Annotated in this window: 18 protein-coding genes, 1 tRNA gene and 1 pseudogene; 12 read left to right on the top strand and 8 right to left on the bottom strand. The window is 71.8% G+C overall.

What is annotated here, in order from left to right; all coding sequences use genetic code 11:
- Positions 1 to 46: 46 nt before the first annotated feature.
- Complete coding sequence (locus ACFZB9_RS18505) at positions 47 to 1,084, top strand: SDR family oxidoreductase (RefSeq protein ID WP_391448344.1); 1,038 nt, start codon at positions 47 to 49, stop codon at positions 1,082 to 1,084.
- Here the strand turns inward: ACFZB9_RS18505 and ACFZB9_RS18500 are convergent, their stop codons facing one another.
- The 4 genes from ACFZB9_RS18500 to ACFZB9_RS18485 form a co-directional block, all read right to left on the bottom strand.
- The gene (locus ACFZB9_RS18500) at positions 1,085 to 2,098 is read right to left on the bottom strand and encodes an AraC family transcriptional regulator (protein WP_391448342.1); all 1,014 of its coding nucleotides are present in this window, start codon (positions 2,096 to 2,098) and stop codon (positions 1,085 to 1,087) included.
- Complete coding sequence (locus ACFZB9_RS18495) at positions 2,095 to 2,895, bottom strand: phytanoyl-CoA dioxygenase family protein (RefSeq protein ID WP_391448340.1); 801 nt, start codon at positions 2,893 to 2,895, stop codon at positions 2,095 to 2,097. The genes ACFZB9_RS18500 and ACFZB9_RS18495 overlap by 4 nt, the downstream gene beginning before the upstream one ends.
- Positions 2,896 to 3,013: 118 nt before the next feature.
- A complete protein-coding gene (locus ACFZB9_RS18490; protein WP_391448338.1) occupies positions 3,014 to 3,241 on the bottom strand; it encodes a hypothetical protein in 228 nt (75 codons plus the stop codon).
- Positions 3,238 to 3,948 carry a hypothetical protein gene (locus tag ACFZB9_RS18485; protein WP_391448337.1) on the bottom strand — a complete coding sequence of 237 codons (711 nt, stop codon included), beginning with the start codon at positions 3,946 to 3,948 and terminating at the stop codon, positions 3,238 to 3,240. The genes ACFZB9_RS18490 and ACFZB9_RS18485 overlap by 4 nt, the downstream gene beginning before the upstream one ends.
- A gap of 76 nt (positions 3,949 to 4,024) precedes the next feature.
- On the opposite strand from ACFZB9_RS18485, the gene ACFZB9_RS18480 reads away from it, so the two are divergent.
- Positions 4,025 to 4,939 (top strand): LysR family transcriptional regulator, encoded by a 915-nt coding sequence (locus ACFZB9_RS18480; protein WP_391448335.1) that lies wholly within the window; start codon positions 4,025 to 4,027, stop codon positions 4,937 to 4,939.
- Between the two features lie 72 nt (positions 4,940 to 5,011).
- Here ACFZB9_RS18480 and ACFZB9_RS18475 read toward each other — a convergent pair whose 3' ends face one another.
- Positions 5,012 to 6,157 carry a lactonase family protein gene (locus ACFZB9_RS18475; protein WP_391448334.1) on the bottom strand — a complete coding sequence of 382 codons (1,146 nt, stop codon included), beginning with the start codon at positions 6,155 to 6,157 and terminating at the stop codon, positions 5,012 to 5,014.
- Positions 6,158 to 6,417: 260 nt separating this feature from the next.
- Here ACFZB9_RS18475 and ACFZB9_RS18470 point away from each other — a divergent pair, with 260 nt between their 5' ends.
- Together ACFZB9_RS18470 and ACFZB9_RS18465 are read left to right on the top strand one after the other, a co-directional pair.
- Complete coding sequence (locus ACFZB9_RS18470; protein WP_391448333.1) at positions 6,418 to 7,134, top strand: flavodoxin family protein; 717 nt, start codon at positions 6,418 to 6,420, stop codon at positions 7,132 to 7,134.
- Between the two features lie 171 nt (positions 7,135 to 7,305).
- Complete coding sequence (locus ACFZB9_RS18465; RefSeq protein WP_391448332.1) at positions 7,306 to 7,680, top strand: hypothetical protein; 375 nt, start codon at positions 7,306 to 7,308, stop codon at positions 7,678 to 7,680.
- Positions 7,681 to 7,830: 150 nt separating this feature from the next.
- Here the strand turns inward: ACFZB9_RS18465 and ACFZB9_RS18460 are convergent, their stop codons facing one another.
- Positions 7,831 to 8,289, bottom strand: coding sequence for a hypothetical protein (locus tag ACFZB9_RS18460; RefSeq protein ID WP_391448331.1), 459 nt, complete (start codon positions 8,287 to 8,289; stop codon positions 7,831 to 7,833).
- Between the two features lie 322 nt (positions 8,290 to 8,611).
- Between ACFZB9_RS18460 and ACFZB9_RS18455 the strand changes: the two genes are divergently transcribed.
- From ACFZB9_RS18455 to ACFZB9_RS18440, 4 genes are all read left to right on the top strand, one after another.
- Positions 8,612 to 10,987 (top strand): glycoside hydrolase domain-containing protein, encoded by a 2,376-nt coding sequence (locus ACFZB9_RS18455; RefSeq protein WP_391448329.1) that lies wholly within the window; start codon positions 8,612 to 8,614, stop codon positions 10,985 to 10,987.
- Between the two features lies 1 nt (position 10,988).
- Positions 10,989 to 11,387, top strand: coding sequence for a hypothetical protein (locus ACFZB9_RS18450; RefSeq protein WP_391448328.1), 399 nt, complete (start codon positions 10,989 to 10,991; stop codon positions 11,385 to 11,387).
- A gap of 39 nt (positions 11,388 to 11,426) precedes the next feature.
- Positions 11,427 to 12,128, top strand: a complete 702-nt coding sequence (locus tag ACFZB9_RS18445) for a hypothetical protein (protein WP_391448326.1) — start codon at positions 11,427 to 11,429, stop codon at positions 12,126 to 12,128.
- Between the two features lie 207 nt (positions 12,129 to 12,335).
- Positions 12,336 to 13,001: a class I SAM-dependent methyltransferase gene (locus ACFZB9_RS18440; RefSeq protein ID WP_391448324.1), complete on the top strand. Its 666-nt coding sequence runs from the start codon at positions 12,336 to 12,338 to the stop codon at positions 12,999 to 13,001.
- Between the two features lie 109 nt (positions 13,002 to 13,110).
- On the opposite strand, the gene ACFZB9_RS18435 is transcribed toward ACFZB9_RS18440, so the two are convergent.
- Positions 13,111 to 13,611: a universal stress protein gene (locus ACFZB9_RS18435; protein WP_391448322.1), complete on the bottom strand. Its 501-nt coding sequence runs from the start codon at positions 13,609 to 13,611 to the stop codon at positions 13,111 to 13,113.
- A 239-nt stretch (positions 13,612 to 13,850) separates the two neighbouring features.
- Here ACFZB9_RS18435 and ACFZB9_RS18430 point away from each other — a divergent pair, with 239 nt between their 5' ends.
- From ACFZB9_RS18430 to ACFZB9_RS18420, 3 genes are all read left to right on the top strand, one after another.
- Positions 13,851 to 14,594: a hypothetical protein gene (locus ACFZB9_RS18430; RefSeq protein WP_391448320.1), complete on the top strand. Its 744-nt coding sequence runs from the start codon at positions 13,851 to 13,853 to the stop codon at positions 14,592 to 14,594.
- A gap of 139 nt (positions 14,595 to 14,733) precedes the next feature.
- Positions 14,734 to 14,823 (top strand) — tRNA-Arg (locus ACFZB9_RS18425).
- A gap of 277 nt (positions 14,824 to 15,100) precedes the next feature.
- On the top strand, positions 15,101 to 16,306 hold the full coding sequence (locus ACFZB9_RS18420) for a serine hydrolase domain-containing protein (protein ID WP_391448318.1): 1,206 nt from the start codon (positions 15,101 to 15,103) through the stop codon (positions 16,304 to 16,306).
- A 79-nt stretch (positions 16,307 to 16,385) separates the two neighbouring features.
- Here the strand turns inward: ACFZB9_RS18420 and ACFZB9_RS18415 are convergent, their stop codons facing one another.
- Positions 16,386 to 17,156, bottom strand: a complete 771-nt coding sequence (locus ACFZB9_RS18415; RefSeq protein WP_391448316.1) for a pirin family protein — start codon at positions 17,154 to 17,156, stop codon at positions 16,386 to 16,388.
- A gap of 311 nt (positions 17,157 to 17,467) precedes the next feature.
- Between ACFZB9_RS18415 and ACFZB9_RS18410 the strand changes: the two are divergent.
- A pseudogene (locus ACFZB9_RS18410) lies at positions 17,468 to 17,770 on the top strand (allantoin permease); the annotation flags it as partial.
- Between the last annotated feature and the right edge of the window lie 11 nt (positions 17,771 to 17,781).

The raw sequence follows: 17,781 nt of genomic DNA, 5'->3' as shown, positions 1-17,781 counted from the left end.
CCCCGCGATCCCGATCCCCCCACTCCGACGACGAACGGGCCAAGCCATGCGAGTCCTCCTCACCGGCGCCACCGGAGTGATCGGCACCGAACTCGTGCAGCGGTTGCGCGCCGCCGCCCATGAACACGAGCACACCCTCGTCCGGGTGGCCCGGCGCCTGGCGGAGGACACGCTGGTGCGCTGGCGGATCGGCGAGGAGCCGCCGCCCGCCGTCCTCGGCGGCCACTGGGACGTGATCGTGCACGCGGCGGCGAGCACCCGCTGGACCCTCGCCCGGCCCGAGGCGATCGCCGCCAACATCGACCCGCTGCGGGCCGTCCTCGCCCTCGCGGACCCTGACACCCACGTCGTCCACGTCTCGACAGCCTACGTCGGCGGCGTGCGCAACCCCGAGGACCTGCGCGGCGCCGAGTTCGAGGGGTACCGCAACGGCTACGAGTGGTCCAAGGCGCGGTGCGAGCAGATCGCCCGCGAGGAGCACCCCGGCCCGCTGACCCTCATCCGCCCGCCGCTGGTGGTCGGCCGGCGCGGCAGCGGTGAGATCGCCCGCTTCTCCGGCCCCTACACGCTGTTCCAGGCGCTGGTCTCCGGGCTGGCCGCCGTGGTGGTCGGCGATCCGGCGGGCTACGCCGAGATCAGCCCCGTGGACGAGGTCGCCGAGGCGATCGCGGCCGCCGTCCTGGGCCCGCCCCCGCGGCACCCCCGCACCGAGGTGGTCGCCGGTGGTCCCGCGAGCCTGACCCTCGACACGATGCTCGACGTCATCTGCGCCACCCTCAACGAGTGCCGCACCGCCCAGGGGGTGGCCCCCATCGAGCGCCCGCCGCTGGTCTCCGGCGACACCTGGGACCGCTTCTTCCTCCCGCTCGCCGACCAGTACCTCTCGCCCTTCCAGAGCCAGGCCGTCAAGCTCCTGGCCATGTTCCAGAGCTACACCAGCATGACCCGGCCCTTCGAGCCCACCCGGCCGGTCCGGGACCCGGCCGAGGTCATGGCGGCCTCCGTGCGCTACTGGGCCGCCCGCAAACCCCGCCTGGCGCTGGCCCGCCCCGAACCGTGGACGCTGCTGGCCAACTCCGGCTGATCAGAGGCTCATGGGATGCGCGGTTGCCGGCGGGGCGACGAGCTGACTGGTGCCGCCCCGCGCCCGCACCTGGGTCGGGAGCGCGCCCCAGTGCCGTCGGAAGGCGGCGCTGAAGTGCCGGGCGTCCGGATAGCCGCAGGAGCGGGCGATGGCCGCGACGGAGAGCGAGCGCAGCGTGGGATCGGCCAGCCGCTGAGCGGCGACGCCGAGCCGGTAGCGGGTCAGGTGGGCGAGGATCGTGTGCCCCGTCGCCTGGTGGAACAGCCGGGCCGCGTGACGTTCGCTCAGATGGACCTGGGCGGCGACATCGCGCACCCGCACCGGGCGGTCGAAGTTGTCGTCGAGGTAGCGGGTCATCCTGGCCACGGCGGCCGCCGCCCGCCCGCCGGGCGCGGGGGCCGGGCGGGGGACGGCGGCGGGCCGGTCGGTGAGGGCGCGGGCGCAGCCCAGGACCAGGGCCGAGCCGAGCGCGGTCAGCAGTTCGGCGCTGCCCGGGCCCGGGGTCGCGGCCTCCTCGGCGAGGGTCAGCAGCAGCCGGGGGAGCGGGGTCCCGCCGGCCGGGACGACCTGGCGCGGGCCGGTCGCGAAGGCCTCCAGCAGGGCGAGGGTGTCGGGGGAGTGCGGGCCGGCGCCGGGCAGGCCGCGTTCGGGGACCGTCCGTTCGGGGACCGTCCGTTCGGGGACCGTCCGTTCGGGGACCATCGTCCAGGACCAGAAGACGATGCCGAGCGGGTCGCGGGCGTCAGTGGTGATCTCGTGGACGTCACCGGGGCGGGCCACGAACAGGTCGCCGGCCGCCACCGGGTGCTGCTGCGCCCCGGTCCGGAAGGTGCCGCGTCCGGCGTAGGCGTAGCAGAGCTCGAAGTAGGAGTGGCTGTGCCAGAAGTTGCGCCACGGCTCGGGCGGGTAGAACCCCCAGTCGACGAACTCGACCCGCCGTCCGGCCAGGGTGACGCCCAGCCGCACGCCGCCCAGCAGGGGGATCGCGGCACCCGCCCGGGCCAGTTCGCTCACCGCGCCTCGTCCGTCCCCTCCGCCGTGTGCTCGCTCCGGCGCGCGGTGGGGTCGATGCCGCGCAGGATCATGCCCTGGCCCAGGGACCAGGTGTGCTCGTCCAGGGTGGGCCGGTCCGCCGGATCGCGGAACTGTACCAGCCAGGTGGTGCGGGCCTCGTCGGAGGTGTTCAACCCCGAACCGTGGACGGTGAGGTAGCTGAAGAAGAGGACGTCGCCCGCTTCGGCCGGGCAGGGCCGGGCGTCCTGGAGCGGCCAGGTGTCGGGCGGCAGGTGCCAGCTGCCCTCCTCGACGTGGGGCAGCGGTCCACCCCGGTGGCTGCCGGGGACGGCCCGGATGCAGCCCTTCTCCACCGGCGCGTCGTCGAAGTGGAAGACCGCCGCGGCGACGGAGTGCCTGGCGTGCGGGAAGAAGGGGTGGTCCTGGTGCAGCGGGAACGGCGAGCCGGTCTCCGGCGGCTTGATGAACATCTTGGTGTGGTGCAGCTGCACGTTGGGCCCGCCGAGCAGCGCCGCCGCGATGTCGGTGAACCGGGGGTCGACCAGCAGCCGGGCGAACGCGGCCGAGTGGAACTGGGTGTCGTGGGCGTGCTTGAGGGTGGTGCGGCCGACGGACGCGCCGGCGACGGTGCGGGCGCTGGCCCAGGTCGGGTCGGTGTCGGAGTCGAGGCGGGCGGCCAGAGCATGGCACTCCTCGCGCATCGCCTCCGCTTCCTGCCTGCTGATCAGGTTCTTGACCAGGAGAAAGCCGTTCTCGTGGTAGGCGGCCAGGTCTTCGGGGCTCAGGGGCTCGGTCATGGCTCGACGGTAGGCGCGGGGCAGGGGCCGGGCCGAGGGGCGATGCGGACGGCCCGGTGGGTTTTCCGGACATCGGCCCCGCGCCCGGCTGCCCCCTTGCGTCATGCCTGGCCCTGCGTCACGGCCGGTACGTGGCGGACCCCGGGGTGCCGACGCCCGTGCCGCCGACGCCCGCGGCACCGGCGCGTGCGGCACCGGCGCGTGCGGCACCGGCGCGTGCGGCGCCGAGCGCGGCCTCCGGGAAGGTGGCCAGCGGGCTCCTGGCGTGGGCTTCGGGCACCGTGCACGCGCGCAGCCAGGCGCGGACGGCGGCGCTGACCCGGTCCAGCACGGGGCGCGCGCTCATCGGGTGTCGGCGTGGTCGGTGGCGGCCGTGGCCAGCGCGGTGATCAGCGGGTGGACCCGGGTGCCGTCCCCGTCCAGTTCGGGCTGGAAGAGGGTGGCCAGGAAGAAGGGGTGGCCGGGCAGTTCGGCGATGCGCACCTCGCCGGACTCGTCGCTGCCCGGGAAGGTCAGACCGTGCTCGCGCAGCACGTCCAGGTGGTGCGGGTTGACCCCGTAGTTGCAGTGGTAGCGCCCCTGCATGCGGTCCGCGCCGAGCAGCCGGGCGACCCGGGAGCCGGGGGCGACCCGGACGGTGCCCTCGTGGCCGACCAGCGAGCAGGCCAGCGGGACGATCACGGCGTCCTCGTCGGCGGTCGCCGGGGCGTTCTCGGCGTGGCCGGCGCGGTCGAGGCCGCAGACGTTGCGGGCGAACTCCAGCAGCGCGTGCTGGAAGCCGCCGCAGGTGCCCAGGAACGGGATGCCGTTCTCGCGTGCCGTGCGGATCGCGGCCAGCGCCCCGTCCTCGCTGCGGTACGGACTGCCGGGCAGCACCCAGATCGCGTCGAAGCCGTCGAGACCCTGGTCGGCGTCCTCGGTGGGGATCCAGTAGGCGTCCAGGTCCAACCCCTCACGGACGCGCAGTGCTTCGAGCAGACCGGGAACGCGGGTGTGGGAGCGGACGGCGTCGGAGCGGTCCGCGACAAGGGCGATACGTGGGGTGTGGTTCATGGCAGCCATCCTGTCGGCCGGCGGGCATCAGGTCCAACGATGGTTTCTGCACTCCGCATCAGTGATACTGATGCACGTGAATCCGCACTTGCTGCGCACCTTCGTCGCGGTCCTCGACCACCGCTCCTTCTCCACCGCCGCCGCGGAGCTCGGCTACACCCAGTCCGCCGTCTCCCAGCACATCGCCGCGCTGGAGACCGACCTGGGCACCCGCCTGATCGAACGCCGGCCCGTGGCCCCCACCGCGGCCGGGGCGCGACTGCTGGAGCACGCCCCCGCCCTGCTGCTGCTCCTGGACGCCGCCCGCGCCGACATCGCACGCCTGCACGACATCCACCCCACCCGGCTGACCCTCGCCCACACACCCGCCGCGCTCGGCCCCGCCGTCGCCCGCGCCCTTGCCCAACTGCACACCACCACACACCCGTTGGACCTGGAGGTACGGGTACTCGGCCGGGCGGCGGTGATCGAGAGCGTACTCACCGGGGGTGCCGACGCGGGCCTGGTGGACGGCGCCGCCGCCCCCAGCGACCCGCTCCCGCTGCCCAACCTCGGCCCCACCACCACGGTCGGCGTGGCCGAGGAGGCCCTGGCGGTGCTCTTCCCGGGGAGCCACCCCCTGGCCGGCCGCGGCTCGGTGCGCCTGACCGATCTGACCCAGGCCCAGTGGATCGACGCCCCGGACACCGCGATCCCGCTCGACCAGCTGCGCGCGGTCTGCCGCGCCGACGGCTTCCGCCCCCGGATCCGCCACCGCGGGACCGATCTGCACGGCCTGGCCGCCCTGGCCGCCGCCGGTCACGGCCTTGCCGTCCTGCCCCTGTCGCTGGCCGCCTCGCTGCCCGGCATCGCGGCCGTCCCGGTCGCCGAGCCCCGCCTGGTCCACCGGACGGAACTCATCCACCCCGCGGTCCCCGCCGACGCCGCCGGGCGGCTGGCCGGCCTCCTCGACGGCCGCCGGGCGGCGGAGGCCGACGCGGAGCGGTCCTGACCCCCGGCGCCCGGCCCCGGCCCCCGGCGTCCGCCCCGGCCGCCGGCTCTGGGACCCCTGGCTGCCGGCCGATCAGAACGCGACGATGCCTTCGCCGCCGACGGCGTCGGGCACGAGCAGTGAGTCGAGCGGGGCGAGCGAGCCGTCGTCGTCGACCCGGAACTCGTCGAGGACGCCCTCGCCCCCGGTCTGCACGTACAGGAAGCGCCCGTTGCCGGAGACCGCGGCGTCCACGGTGCCGGGGTTGGTGGGCGTGGTGCCCAGGGCGGTCAGTTGCCGGCCGTGGTCGCCGGCGCGGAAGCCGCTGAGCGTGGAGCTGCCCGCGTTCGAGGTGTAGAGCAGGTCGTGCACGGCGACCACCCAGCAGGTCGCCGACTGGCCGGTGGCCGCCAGGGTGTCCTGGGTGGCGGTGCCGTCGGGGTGGATGGTGAAGGCGGCCAGGGCGTTGGGGCCGGCCTCGGTGAGGTGGATGCCGTGGTGGCCGTACGGGACGAAGCCGAACGGGACGGCACCGGGCAGGTTGGTGACCACCGGGGTGTCGGAGGGGGCGCCCGAGTGGTCGAGCCGGAACACGTCGAGGTTGTTGCCGTTGGCCTTGGTGGTGACGACCAGCTGCGAGCCGTCGGCGACGAAGCCGACCTGTCCGGGCGTGTTGGTGAACTGCGGGGTGGCGGTCGGGTCCAGTCCGAGGGAGCGGTGCCAGCCGGACCGCTCCTCCAGCCGCCCGTCGCGCACGGTGTAGCCCTGGACCGAGCCGCCGTTCAGGGCGTTGAGCACGTAGACCACCCCGTCGTGGACGGCGATGCTCACCGGGAAACTGCCGCCGGAGTCGATGACCTGGCGCCGCTCCAAGTGGTCGCCGTCGACGGCGAAGACGGTCACGGTGTCGCTGCCGGCGTTGACGGCGTAGAGCAGGCCGTGCCCTTCGTCGTAGGTCAGCGACCCCTGCGAGGCCAGGTGGTCGACGACCGAACCGTTGAGCGCTCCGCCGAGCCCGCCGGTGTCGTAGCCGCCGTCCTGGGTCAGCGTGCCGTCGTCCGCGCGGCGGTAGGCGATGATCCGGTTGCCGGCGAGGTTGTCGGTCTGGACGAACACCGCGTGGTGTCCGCCGTGGTGTCCGCTGTCCGCGGGCGTCGCCGCGGTGGCGGACGGGGCGAGGGAGCCCGCCGCGGCGAGCGCGGTGGCGGTGGCCAGGCCGAGTCGGGTGATTCTGTGCACGGTATCCGCCTCTTGGGGGATCGGGGTTTCGACGTCTCGCCCACGACTCGGGCCACCGTCGCTCGTCGGTACGGTATGTGACGGAATGTCGGAATTCCTGGAGGCGGATGCCGAAGCCGGCCTTGTGGTCGCACCCGGGCAGCCCCGTCGAGCCGCGCTCTCGCGGACCGCACGTCCGGCCCAGCCCGGCCTGCGCCGCCCTGCCCCAGCTGATGGAGTGGACGCGGACCCATGCCCGCCCCGAGGACGGAAGCACCCGAATGCCGGACACCGAGACCTCCTACGCCGACCTGCGCGCCCTGGTCGTCAACTGCACGCTCAAGCGCTCGCCCGAGCGCAGCCACACGCAGGGCCTGATCGACGTCAGCCGCGGCATCCTGGAGCGTCAGGGCGTCGCGGTCGACGTCGTGCGGGCCGTCGACCACGACATCGCCACCGGCGTCTGGCCCGACATGACCGAGCACGGCTGGGAGAGCGACGAGTGGCCGGTGCTCTACAGCCAGGTGATGGCCGCCGACATCCTGATCCTCGCGGGCCCGATCTGGCTGGGCGACAACTCCTCCGTCATGAAGCGGGTTGTCGAGCGCCTCTACTCCTGCTCCTCGCTGCTCAACGAGGCCGGCCAGTACGCGTATTACGGGCGGGTCGGCGGCTGCCTGATCACCGGCAACGAGGACGGCGTGAAGCACTGCGCGATGAACGTCCTCTACAGCCTCCAGCACCTCGGCTACACGATCCCGCCGCAGGCGGACGCGGGCTGGATCGGCGAGGCCGGCCCCGGGCCGTCCTATCTCGACCAGGGGTCCGGCGGGCCGGAGAACGACTTCACCAACCGCAACACCACCTTCATGACCTGGAACCTGCTCCACCTGGCGCGGCTGCTCAAGGACGCCGGCGGCATCCCGGCCCGCGGCAACCAGCGCTCCGAGTGGGACGCCGGCTGCCGCTTCGACTTCGAGAACCCGGAACACCGCTGAGGCCCGAGCGGATCCCGTTCTCGGGTACCTGGCCGAGGCCGATCGGCTGCGCGAGCAGTTCCGCACGCCCCGACCCGCGTCCCGGCACCCGACGCACCCGGCGGATAATGGCCGGTGTCGCAGGCCGGCTGTGTCTGCGACGGCGATCGTCGACGGAGAGGCAGCGGACTGATGACCTTGGAGGTGGGCCGGCGCGTCCGGTTGGCGCAGGACCTCGGGATCGGTGAGGCCGTCACCGGGGAGCCCGGGGCCGTCGTAGGGTTCCTCGCGCTGGGCGCCGGGATCGAGGGCACCGTCGAGCGGGTGGACGGGGAGCTCCCGGAGCGCGAGGAGGTCCGCGAGTACCAGCGGCTCAAGGCCCTCCTCGACGCCTATGGGCACACCATGCCGGAGGCGAGCCGGACGCGGCTGGTGGCGGAGATCGCCGCGTTGGAGCCGCAGTGGAGCGCCCACCGGGAGCGCGGCAGCCGGATGACGGTCCGGGTGCGCTGGGACAACGGCTTCGTCCTCGACGGAGCGCACCAGGACATCCTCACCCTGCTGTGAGGGAGGACCTCCCGGTGCTGCCGGCACCGGTATCGGGGACGGCCGGCTGAGTCACCGGCAACGATGACGGCGTGAAGCACACCTGGCGCGGCTGCTCAAGGCCGCCGGCGGCGTCCGCGCCCACGGCAACCAGCGCTCCGAGTTCGGCGCTCACGGGGATCCGCTCATGATCGGGGAGACATGGCCCGGACGCGGCGCGCCGTCGGTGGCCGCCGTGTGCTGTCCGCGCCACCACCGCGCCGCCGCCGGCTTCGTCTGCGCACCCGGCATCGCGAGTGACTTGATCAGTTCACCCGAGTGCCCGCGGATGTCGATGCGGACCGGCAGCGTGCGGCCCCGCACGCTGGTGCCGCCGGGTCCGGCCGCGTGCACCTGGCACAGCACCTGGGTGACGCTCGTGACGAGCGCCGCCGCCACGGCATCCCCGGTGATCGGCTCGGTGTCGTCCCTGAGCCAGTGCAGGATGAGCGCCCAGTCCTCGCCTCGGGTCCCGGTGCGAGGCTGGGTGGGCTCGGCGCTGAGGCCGAGCTCGGCGAGGGCCTCGATCAGCAGCTCCACGTCCTGGCCGTCCAGGTGCTGGAAGTTCTCTTCGACGAGCAGCTGTGCCATGAACGTTCCCCCACGTGATGGCCGGTCGGGCAGGTGCCGCCGGAGTGCCTGATGTCGGATCAGTGATCTCCATGATGGTGACGGCCGTCCGGCTCACCGGGTTTCCGCTGCCGGTGATCTTGACGCTTTCTGTACACGCGGACTGTGCGGCCTGCGAGTTGGGCAAGGAAGGCAGAGTGGGCATTTGCCAATGCTTTATCAAAGTTTTTACTGTCGCTGACCTCTGAGGTACTGTTCGAGCGGTTCGGGGCGGGGTGCCGCCCACAGGCGCTGTGCCGCTGCCGGAAAGCCGGCCGGAACAGCAACACGGGGAGGCGTACTGATGGCGGATGCCAAGGTCCTTGAGGCCCAGAAGTGGGTCAATGCCACGTATGCGAGCGTGGCCGGGTACGTGGCGACGCCCGAGGACGGCAGGACCGGTTGGTCGACCATGTTCGCGCTCACCCGGGCGCTCCAGTACGAGTTGGGCATCGCCTCGCTGTCGAGCAGCTTCGGTCCCACCACAGTGGGGAAGCTGGACGAGCGTGGCGGCATCAAGCTGGACGAGTCCAACAAGAACCTGGTCAGGATCATCCAGTGCGCCTGCTACTGCAAGGGCTACGAACCCGGCGGAATCAACGGCAACTTCGGGCTGCCGACGCAGTTCGCCGTCACCTCGTTGATGAGTAACGCCGGCCTTGGAGATCAGCTCCGGGGCACGGTGTCGTCCAAGGTGATGAAGGCACTGCTGACCATGGATGCCTATACGGTGGTGGCCGGCGGGACGGACTCGGTCCGTTCCATCCAGCAGTGGCTGAACGGTCGTTACGTCGTCAGCCGGAAGAACTTCTTCGTCATACCCTGCGACGGCATCTTCTCGCGCGATGTGCAGAAAGCCCTCTACCTCGCGATCCAGTACGAGCTGGGAATGACCGACGACCAGGCGACCGGTGCCTTCGGGCCCGGCACCCAGGCCGGGCTCAAGGCGCACACGCTGTCGGAGGGTGCAAGCGGCATCTTCGTCAACATCTTCAGCGCCGCCATGGTCTTCAACCGGGTCCGGCTGTCCCAGGGCGGTTTCTACGGCGGGTTCACCGGCAGCTTCGGTGCCGAACTGACCAGCGCGGTGAAGAGCTTCCAGAAGTTCTCGGAGTTGCCGCAGACCGGGAGCGCAGACTTCGCGACCTGGTGCCAGCTGCTGGTCTCCACCGGCGATCCGACCCGCCCCGGGGCCGGCTGCGACTGCATCACCACCATCACCGACGCCCGCGCGCAGACTCTGAAGGCGGCCGGTTACCGCTTCGTCGGGCGCTACCTGGACGAGAAGCCCGGTGGCAAGCTCAACAAGCGGATCCAGCCCGGTGAGTTGGACACCATCTTCCGCAACGGGCTGCGGGTCTTCCCGATTTCGCAGTACTACGGCGGCGAGGTCAAGTACTTCAGCTACCCCCAGGGCTTCGACGACGCGCTCAGCGCCCACGCCGCGGCCTTCGGCTACGGCTTCGACATCGGCACCGTGATCTACTTCGGGGTCGACTACGACGCCACCCAGACCGACATCGACAACAACATCATCCCGTACTTCCAGGGGGTGGTGGCGGGCCTGGCCTCCCAGGGCAAGCGCTACATCCACGGCGTCTACGGATCGCGCAATGTCTGCACGCAGGTGACCAAGTCCACCTACGCGCGTTGGTCGTTCGTCTCCGGTATGTCCACCGGATTCTCCGGAAACATGGGCTTCGCACTGCCGGAGAACTGGTCCTTCAACCAGATCCGGACGCTGACCGTGGGCTCGGGCAGCGGCGCGATCGAGATCGACAACGACGTCTACAAGACCGGCAGCGACCCGGCCGTCGGTTCGGTCAACAATCCGGTCGCGCCCGTCGACGCCTTCATCGAGTACGTCGAGAAGCTCTACGCGCTGGCGACCGCGTACGCGGCGGGCGGCGGCAAGCGCAACCCGAACACGCTGGTGCTGGAGTTCATGCGCCACGAGGAGTACCAGAACTCCCAGTGGCAGCTGCTGATCGGCGACCTGGACTGGGACTTCGTCGACTACGTCAACAAGTCCGGCGTACAGATGATCCGCCAGCTGCGCGACCCGTTCTACGGGATCGACCTCAAGGTCTCCCATCTGGCGGCCTCCATCAACGGCGAGTACCTGCGCGGGGCGGCGGGCGGAACCGCCGTCAAGCGCGGCGATGTGGCCGGCTGGGCCGGCGACTGGATGACCTTCTACGGCGAGTGGCGCCGCGACAGCGACAGCTACTCCTCCGGCCTGACCTACTGCCGGGAGAAGCTCGCCAAGCTCGACGGCAACGGCACCTTCAAGCTGCGCGACCTGATCGAGGACGCCGACTCCTACAACATCGCCATGCGCATGCTGCAGAACGGCACCATCGTCGAGGAGATGCGCTTCAACTACCTTGGCGGCGGTTACCTTTCGCGCTTCAAGCGGTTCTTCGAAGGACGCTTCGGCTCGGCGGGCGGCGCCAAGGCCATCGCCCGGGAGGCGCTCACCAGCAACGACGACGCGGTGATCGACGCGGGCCGGACCTACCTGATCGAGAGCACCGGAGGCATTCCCACCCTGACGCCGTCCATGCTGCCCGACGGCAAGCTCGACGAGTTCTGCCAGGGCTTCGCCGACATGCTGCTGCAGCGCGTGGGCGACGAGAACTCCAAGGCCCGGATGCTGCGTGCGACGTCGGCGGGCTGAGGTGGCCAGGCGTCAGGCACGGTCGGCGCGGTACTACCTGATCGGCGCGGTGCTCGCGCCGCCGGCCGCCGTCGCCACCTACCTGCACGGGCTGTGGTCGGGCCACTTCCTGGACCTGCGCGGCCGGATGTCCTACTGCGGACCAGGGGAGCCGGCCACCCGCCCGGAGTTCCAGGGCTGGGTGCCGCTGAGCCATCAGTGCCGGTGGCGCGACGGGAGCGCGACCGAGTTGGTGCCCGGCTATGTCAACCCCGTGATCGTCGGCTGCCTGGTCGCCATGGTCGTGCTCCTGGTACTTGCGCAGCTGGCGCACCGCCGGGCCGGTGCGACGGCTCCCGCTGGCTCCGCTGGCTCCGCCGCCTCCGCCGCCGACACAGCCACTGCCGAAACCGCCCGCTGAAGATCGAAGAAGCTGAGCCAGAAGAGGGGGACTTGCTCGATGAGCGAGAACACGCTGATATCCCGCCGGAGTCTGCTGACCGTGATCGGTGGTGCGGCGGCCGGCCTGGCGGCCGTCGTAGCCGGCCCGGCGGGCCGAGCGCATGCCGCGCCGAGCACCGCACCTGACGCGGGTGCTGCCGCCACCACGGCGAACGGCTGGCCGGTGCTGGGCACCGGGTCCGGTGTCGCCGAGAGCCGAATAGAGGGCAGCGACGCGGTGGTCGCGCTGCGCGGCGGCGAGGTGGAGACCGTGCTGCTGCACGTCGCCCGCCGCTTCAACTACGAGATCGACACCCTGAACCGGGGCGACCTGCACGGCCACACCACCGCCACCGGCGACCAGGCGCCGTACGAGTCCAACTACCGCTCCGGCACGGCCTTCGCGATTCGCCCCGACCTCTACCCGGTCGGCTCGGCGGGCAACCTGTTCGCTCCGCAGCTGCTGGTTCTGCGCGACATCCTTGCCGACTGCGAGGGCGTGGTCCGCTGGGGCGGGGACGACCAGGAGCAGCCCAAGGAAGGCCACTTCCAGATTGATGTCCCGCCGGGCGACTCCCGCCTGAGCAAGGTCGCAGCGAAGATCCGCGGCTGGCAGCAGACCCCTGACCAGGGCGCCGGTGCTCCCGTCGACCCCCTGGCCCGCCCCCGCCTCGCCGCCTCCCGCACCTTGGCGGGACGGCAGAAGGCCGCGGGAAGCTAGCGCCGCGTCAGGCAACTTTTGCCCGTCAAGGAGCGGCGTTCGGTGCGTGCTATCGGCGTGCCGGCCGGAAGCCCTCGTACTGGACGTACTTGGGCTTTCGGCCGGTGCGGCGAGAGTGCGTGCCGGGCGTCGCGACGGGGCGAAGGTTGCCTGACGCGGCACTAGTGCCGCGTCAGGCCGTCTCTCCTGCTGTGTGATGCTGGGCCGATGACCAGAGATGATGATCACGCCAAGGTGCGTCGCAGCTATGACACCGTGGCGTCGGAGTACTGGGAACGGATCGGCGACGAGCTGGCGTACAAGCCGCTGGACCGGGCGCTGCTCGCCTCGCTCGTGGAACGGGCGGACGGCCTGGGGCCGGTGGCCGATCTGGGCTGCGGGCCCGGGCACGTGGCCGGCTGGCTCGCCGGGCGCGGTGCCCGGTCGGTGGGGATCGACCTGTCGCCGGCCATGGTGGACATCGCCCGGCGGGAACACCCCGCGGCGGAGTTCCGGGTGGGTGACCTGCTGCACCTGCCCGCCGCGGACGGCGAGTTCGGGGCGGCCGTCGCGCTGTACTCGGTCATCCACCTCGAACCGTCCGAGCTGCGGGCGGCGTTCGAGGAGGTGCGGCGGGTGCTGCGGCCCGCCGGGCTGCTCCTGGTCGGGTTCCACCTCGGTGCCGGGACACGGCACTTGGCCGAGTGGTGGGGGCACGAGGTCGACGTGGACTTCCGCTTCCTGGAGATCGAGACGGTCGCGGGTCACCTGATGGATGCCGGCTTCACGGTGGAGGCCAGGGTCGAGCGGGTGAACTACCCGCAGGAGGCGCAGACCCGTCGCGGCTACCTGATGGCCTGCCGCACCGCACAGCCGGAGGGGTCGCACAGCTGAAGAGGCCGCACAGCCGGAGGGGTCGCACAGCTGAAGCGGCCGCACAGCTGAAGAGGCCGCTGCCCCGGCGGGTCGTGCTGAGCCGGGGCAGCGGCCGGGGCGAGTCGCCTCAGGCGGCCATGGCCAGCTCGGCACGTCCGCCGCGCGGGCGGTGGGTGGTGGGGCGGGCGTCGGCCGGGACGGTGAGGACGGTGCAGCGGGCCCGGGACAGGCAGTAGCGGGTGACCCGGGCGAAGAACAGCCGCTGCAGCGGTCCGCGGCGGCCGGCGCCGACCACGAGCAGGTCGTCGGGCCGGTCGGCGGTCTCCAGCAGGGCGGGGCCCGCAGCGCCGCGGATCACCATGGGGGAGATCGGCAGGCCGGCCGGGTAGCCGCCGAACGCCTCGCCGAACGCCTTGTCCAGGCGGGTGCGCGCGGCCTGCTGCCAGGCGGCGGCCAGCGGCGGGCAGGGGTGCGCACGATAGGCGGGCTCGCCGCCGACCGGGGTCCAGGCGATCACCGGCACCAGCTCGGCGCCGCGCCGGGCCGCCTCCGCTGCCGCGCGCTGCAGGACCGCCGCGTCGCGCCGTGAACCGCTGACGCCGACGATGACCCGGGTGGACTCGGCCATGATGTGCTGCACTTCCCTTGGACGTGGACCCTGTGGGTCCGGCTTCGCTTTATCGAGTGAGACGATCCTATCGTCTTGCATTCCTAGGTCAACAGGCGGGATGGCCTTATTTCAAGAACCCCTGCTCAGAGGCTGCCTTCGGTTCTGTGAACCGAACCGATTGGGCCCGGCCGGCCGTACTCCTGGGTGGCGGGTCCTCCTCAGGCCTGCGCCACGATGCGAGTGCGGAGGTTCGTTTCATGCCCTGGTACGAAGGGTCCTGCCGGATCACGGTGATCGGGGTCGCGGCCTCCTGGCCGCAGCGCGCGGTGGTGAGCATCCGCCGCGGTGCCACGATCGTGATCCCGGGAATCGTCGGCGCCGGCGAGGTCATCGACGGCAGTGTCGCGAGCCATGGCTGGGACCTGTCCGTCGAGCACCAGTACGAGGGCGTCTGGCGGCCGAACGTCCGCGCCATCCAGGGCAAGTGGACGGACTCGGAGCACGGGCGCAGCCAGCTGATCCGCAGCAAGGACCACGACTGGCCGGGTGACACCAGCGAACGCAACCTGGTGATCCGTATCGACCGGGTCGGCTCGGGCGTCCCGGCTCCGGGGGTCGTGGCCGGCGCCCGGCGGTCCGGCGTTGAGCGGGTCGCGGCGCCCGTCGTGGGGCAGCAGACCACTGCCCGGCGGGCCGTCACCGAGTCCGTTCCCGCCGCCACGCCCGTGCGGGAGCAGATCCCGGCCCGCTGGTCCGGGACCGGGTCGACCTCGGCGCCCATGTCGAATCCGGTGCGGGAGCAGGGGCGGAGCGGCGCCCGGTGGGGAGCCACCGAGTCCAGCTCGGTACCCGAGCCTTCGCCGGCCTCGGCGCGGCGGGCCGTCACTGAGTCCACCGCCGCACCCGAGCGGACGCAGAGCGCGGCCCCCAGGGTCGCGACCCAGGGCTACGCGGCGCCCGCCATCCCCAGGGTGACGACCAGCGGCGGCTCCTCGGCCTGAGTCCCGGACCCCGCACCCCTGGCCCCTGCCCGCCGAGGCGGTTGTGGTGTCAGGTGCGCATCAGCATCGGGTCAGTGGGGCGCTTCATAGTTGGTGGCACAGGGACGGACCGCAGCGAAGCGAAGCGGGTCGGTCCCGGGGAGAGGTGCCCGGAGTGGTTGATCGGGGACCGGGGCGCCTGGCCCCGGTCGGGCGCAAGCCCACGCAGGTTCGAATCCTGCCTTCTCCGCCTGATGCCGACCGGCCGTCCCGAGGCCCTGTACCGGCGACCGCTCCGGCGCACCATCCTGGCGCCCGCGAGCTCGGTGCGCATCGCGGGAACGCGGGACATGCTCCTCGCTCGGTCGGGGGAGGCCAGCGGTGGGCCGCCCGACCATACTGACCGCTCGTGACCAGGGAATCCTCCGGCTGCCGCGCGACTCCACGGGTGCGGATGTGCTCTTCCCCCTTGCGGCGCGCTGCCGGGCATTCCCCTGGTCTCCCGATGATTCCAAGGGAGTTGACTCATGCGCGAGCAGATGTGGCAGAGGTTTTCGGCCAGGGACGACCGGACGGGCCCTGAGCGGCAGCAGGACGGTCGGCGCGCACGGGTCACGGCCGCGGCCGCGGTGGCCGTCGGCGTCATGACCGTGAGCGCGGCCCTGGTGCCGCCCGCGGCCTCCGCCGCCGCCAGGCCGGACGCCGTCCAGCAGGGGCTGAACGCGCTGGTGCACACCGACGGCCTGCCCGCCGCGCTGGCGAGCGTCCGGGGCCGCGACGGCCGCACCCGTACCTACACCGCGGGGGTGGGCAACCTGGCTACCGGTGCGAAAGTGCCGGTCGACGGTCAGGTGCGGATCGGCAGCAACACCAAGACGTTCACCGCGGTGGTCGTGCTGCAACTGGTCGGGGAAGGGAAGATCGGCCTCGACGAGCCCATCGAGACCTACCTTCCGGGCCTCGTCCGCGGCGACGGGATCGACGGACGCCACATCACCGTCCGGCAGATCCTGCAGCACACCAGCGGGATACCCGACTACGAGGGCTACCTCGACGAGGCCGGCCTCCAGCACCGGTACTTCGACCCGCGCGACCTCCTCGACATCGCCCTCCAGCACAAGGCCGACTTCGCTCCGGGGACGGGGTTCAACTACAGCAGCACGAACTATGTGCTGGCCGGCCTCATCGTCCAGAAGGTCACCGGGCGTCCCCTCGCCGAGGAGATCGACCAGCGCGTCATCAAGCGCATCGGACTGCGCCACACCTACTTCCCCGTCCCCGGTGACCGGACCATCCGGGAAGCCCACCCCCAGGGCTACCGGAGGGATTCGGCCGGCGGACCGCTGCTCGACTTCACGGAGATGGACCCCTCCGCGGGCTGGGCGGCCGGCGAGCTGATCTCCACCAACTCCGACCTCGACCAGTTCTTCACCGCCCTCCTCGCCGGCCGGCTCCTCCCGGCGGCCCAGCTCGCTCAGATGCGGACCACCGTCCCCATCGGCAATACCGGCGCCGGCTACGGGCTGGGGCTCATCAGCAGGCCACTGTCGTGCGGTGGCGTCTACTGGGGCCACGGCGGGGACATCCCGGGATACGAGACCCGGGGCGGGGCCACCGACGACGGCCGCGCCGCCGACATCGCGGTGACGGACATCCCGAACGACCCGGCCGGCACGCATCACGTCGAGAGGCTGGTGGACACGGCCCTGTGCGGGCTGGACCACGCCTCCTGAGGCCGTAGGGCGGGCGGGCCGCAGGGGCGGATCGAGCGGGGTGGGGCCCCGGGCGCGGGCCGGGGCCCCTGGCGGACTGTCAGCCGGCGATGGTGGCGTGCATCTCCCACACCAGGATCTCCGCCGGCTCGACCGCGGTGACCTGCTGCCCGCCGACCGCGGTGAAGCGCACGGCGTCGCCGGCCCCCAGCGGGCCGACGCCTTCCAGTGCGACCTTGCCGTGGGGGATGAACAGGTGCACGAAGGGGGCGTCGGGCAGCTCGACGCTCTGGCCGGGCTGCAGGCGGGCCACGTGCAGCGCTGCGTAGCGGTTCCTGATCCGGATGGCGGACGCGCCGTCGTGCCTGTCCATCCCCGAGGCGACCGGGATCAGGGCGCCGGACAGCAGCTCGTGGTCGATTTCGAGCTGCTCGTAGCCCGGCGTGATGCCGCCCTCGTCGGGGACGACCCACATCTGGACGAAGTGGACGGGGTCGGTGTGGGCGTCGGTGCCGCTCAGGCGCCAGGAGTCGTTCTTCTCCGAGTGCAGGATGCCGGTTCCGGCGCTCATCCGCTGGGCGAGTCCGGGATAGATCACGCCGGAGTGGCCGGTGGAGTCCTGGTGGACCAGGGAGCCCCGCAGCACCCAGGTGACGATCTCCATGTCGCGGTGCGGGTGGGTCTCGAAGCCGCTGCCCGGCTTGACGATGTCGTCGTTGTTGACGAGCAGCAGCCCGTGGTGGGTGTTGGCGGGATCGTAGTGTCCGCCGAAGGAGAAGGAGTGCTTGGAGTCCAGCCAGTCGATCTTCGTGGCGGAGCGCTCGCCGGCGCGGCGGACGTCGATCCGTGGGTGGTTCGCGGTGGTGTTCACCTCAGGTGTCCTTTCGTGCGGTGATCTCGTGACCTGGTGACCTCGCACGCCAGAACATAGTTCATCCTTCAACTATTCCGGCCCGCCGCGTTGCACACCGGCAGTGCCGGGAGCGTACCGAACAGGGCGATCGGCCTGCCGAGGCGCAGTTCCGGGTGAGGTTCCGGTAACGGACCGTTTACTCTGCTCGGGCTCTTGGGGAAACAAGCGGTTCCTAGCATGTCCGTTCATGGATGCGAAGCTGTATACGCCCTCGGATACCGCGCCGGATGCGGGGGTGCTGCCCGCGCCCTCACTGCGTGAGACGGTCTACGCGCCAGCCGTACTCGCCCGTCGCCGCCGCCGTCATCGCCTTCGTCCTCACCCCGCTGATGGCGGTCGTCACCCAGGGCAGGTACTACCTGCGCCGCACCGGCGACGGCATCGAGGAGCCGCTGCTCGACGCCGAGGGCAATCCCAGCGCGGTCGTCCTCGACTGCCACGTCTGCCACCAGCCCTACGCGCGCCCCGACCTGACCGCCTGTGCCACCCATGAAGCGGCCGTCTGCTCGCTGTGCCTGAGCACCGACAAGGTCGGCGACCACGGGCTGCCCGCACAGCCGATCACCGTCTGACCCCGAGACAC

It is taken from the genome of Kitasatospora sp. NPDC008050, assembly GCF_042957465.1.
Lineage (GTDB): Bacteria > Actinomycetota > Actinomycetes > Streptomycetales > Streptomycetaceae > Kitasatospora.
The sequence above is the reverse complement of the archived record's forward strand: the minus strand, read 5'-3'. Positions and strand labels throughout refer to the sequence as shown.

Bases quoted from the DNA above. Each gene is read 5' to 3' on its own strand.
- ACFZB9_RS18445 (WP_391448326.1), top strand. From the start codon at position 11,427: ATGAGCGAGAACACGCTGATATCCCGCCGGAGTCTGCTGACCGTGATC.
- ACFZB9_RS18495 (WP_391448340.1), bottom strand. From the start codon at position 2,895: ATGACCGAGCCCCTGAGCCCCGAAGACCTGGCCGCCTACCACGAGAAC.
- ACFZB9_RS18430 (WP_391448320.1), top strand. From the start codon at position 13,851: ATGCCCTGGTACGAAGGGTCCTGCCGGATCACGGTGATCGGGGTCGCG.
- ACFZB9_RS18420 (WP_391448318.1), top strand. From the start codon at position 15,101: ATGCGCGAGCAGATGTGGCAGAGGTTTTCGGCCAGGGACGACCGGACG.
- ACFZB9_RS18455 (WP_391448329.1), top strand. From the start codon at position 8,612: ATGGCGGATGCCAAGGTCCTTGAGGCCCAGAAGTGGGTCAATGCCACG.
- ACFZB9_RS18460 (WP_391448331.1), bottom strand. From the start codon at position 8,289: ATGGCACAGCTGCTCGTCGAAGAGAACTTCCAGCACCTGGACGGCCAG.
- ACFZB9_RS18490 (WP_391448338.1), bottom strand. From the start codon at position 3,241: ATGAGCGCGCGCCCCGTGCTGGACCGGGTCAGCGCCGCCGTCCGCGCC.
- ACFZB9_RS18470 (WP_391448333.1), top strand. From the start codon at position 6,418: ATGCCGGACACCGAGACCTCCTACGCCGACCTGCGCGCCCTGGTCGTC.
- ACFZB9_RS18465 (WP_391448332.1), top strand. From the start codon at position 7,306: ATGACCTTGGAGGTGGGCCGGCGCGTCCGGTTGGCGCAGGACCTCGGG.
- ACFZB9_RS18505 (WP_391448344.1), top strand. From the start codon at position 47: ATGCGAGTCCTCCTCACCGGCGCCACCGGAGTGATCGGCACCGAACTC.
- ACFZB9_RS18435 (WP_391448322.1), bottom strand. From the start codon at position 13,611: ATGGCCGAGTCCACCCGGGTCATCGTCGGCGTCAGCGGTTCACGGCGC.
- ACFZB9_RS18440 (WP_391448324.1), top strand. From the start codon at position 12,336: ATGACCAGAGATGATGATCACGCCAAGGTGCGTCGCAGCTATGACACC.
- ACFZB9_RS18485 (WP_391448337.1), bottom strand. From the start codon at position 3,948: ATGAACCACACCCCACGTATCGCCCTTGTCGCGGACCGCTCCGACGCC.